The 1,628-nt window shown below is 52.6% G+C and carries 1 protein-coding gene; it reads right to left on the reverse strand.

Annotated elements, in window-relative coordinates; genetic code table 11:
- Nucleotides 1-25: 25 nt before the first annotated feature.
- Nucleotides 26-1,471 carry a transposase gene (locus AC6ROY_RS25315; protein WP_500103329.1) on the reverse strand — a complete coding sequence of 482 codons (1,446 nt, stop codon included), beginning with the start codon at nt 1,469-1,471 and terminating at the stop codon, nt 26-28.
- Between the last annotated feature and the right edge of the window lie 157 nt (nt 1,472-1,628).

Here is a 1,628-nt window from a genome sequence, read left to right on the forward strand (position 1 = left end):
CTGGACAGTCAAAAGTTTTACAGCCCTAAGAAGCCAGCGAATCGCGCTCCAGATAGGCGTTATCCTGCTTGGATTTAATTATTTGAGTTAGGGCTACATGCGGATTTTGAGCAAACAGGCGAAAAATAGATTTACGCAAATAAGCGGCAACGGTAGCCTCCGAGACCACGGCATGAGAGGGCGTTCGAAGATAGCGGAAGAACAGCCCCGATGTCCGGCTTGAGAAGCGCAGGGCGACGAGTTGCAGCACGCCCATCGCCACGCACTGGCACATCACGAAACCCTCGATCGCCTGAAGTGTCTTTTGAATGCGATAGCGGTCGTGCTCGCAGGTCACGGCTTCGAGTGGATGAGGGGCATCTTTTTTCATAAACCGATGCAGCTTCGGCATGGACTTACTCCAGAACCGGTAGCCGAAGGCGTGGGTAACCTGTTTCATCTCTCGAAACGTACATTCGATCTTGAAGCGATAGCCGTACAGGGAGATCATGTCCGTGGCTGGCAGGCCTAGATCCGTACTGACCAAGATGGAGTGGCGGCCCTGATGCACGACCAGGACAAAGCGTAATTCCTGATACCAGCCTTGGCCCCAAAGCAGATCCAGGCATAGAAATTGAATCGTCTCTTCTTTGCCATACAGCGGAACGGTTGCCGTCTGGAAATCGGCGGCATGCGTTGTGAACAATGTCTTCAGTTTGACCGCAGGGCCCTTTTTAGGCGGTCGGCCACGTCCAGGCTTTTTCTTCGCGGGCGGGCGTTTGTAGGCGACCACGTTGGACTTGGCTTTGGTCACAACCAGGTGCATGCGGGTTTCCGAAGCGAGATGACATGCCTGTAGACGCTCCAAGGCAGGAACGGATAAGAAGTACCGGTCCAAGAGCAGTAGCGCTTGGCCAAAGCCCTTCGCCGCTTCGAAGCCTTGTTCAATCATTTGAACAACATGCGAAGGTGCCTCTGCTTCGTCCGTGGATTTTTTCCAGCCCAGAATGGTTTTGATGCCGTCTTGTACATTCATAGACAAGGGCAGGCAGAACCATTTCCTTGCATCGCCTGCCAGAATGCCGATGGCGCCAAACAAATGGCCAAAGATGTAGTCCCCTTTGGAGACATTTTCGGATTCCTGATGGAGTTTCTTGACACCCGGCATGCGGCGCGCTTCCTTGGCCTGCTTCATGCCATCGCCGACGAGGACCACACGATCCTGAATCCTCATCAGGGGCGCATGCTGGCGCACGACCTGAAGCCCTTTCTGTCTAAGCCGTTGAGGCGACCAGGCGGACGAACGAAAGAAATGAAGGAGGCTCTCGTAGCAACGACGATTCAGGGAGAGATCCCGAATGACCGATGTGACACCCAGAGCGTCCGAGCGTAACATAAAGCCAAGAATGATGACAACAAACCACTCGAAGGTGGCTTGTCTGGTGAAGCAGGAACGAAAGGGCTGTAACAAGGTATTCATGTATTTGAACATGGGTATGGTCAATCGCCTGGAAATAGGGTAAACTGCTTCTTGTAACCCATTCGGCGGTCCTTCCTTTAGGTGTGAGAACTTAAGGATACCAGACCCTTGCTGATTGGGTTATTTTTCTATGTGGCGATTTTTCGACAAGAACTTTTGACTGTCCAGA

This window comes from Paenibacillus sp. sg306046, from assembly GCF_059821225.1.

Excerpts from the sequence above, each read along its gene's own strand:
- AC6ROY_RS25315 (WP_500103329.1), bottom strand. The coding sequence starts at position 1,471 with ATGTTCAAATACATGAATACCTTGTTACAGCCCTTTCGTTCCTGCTTC.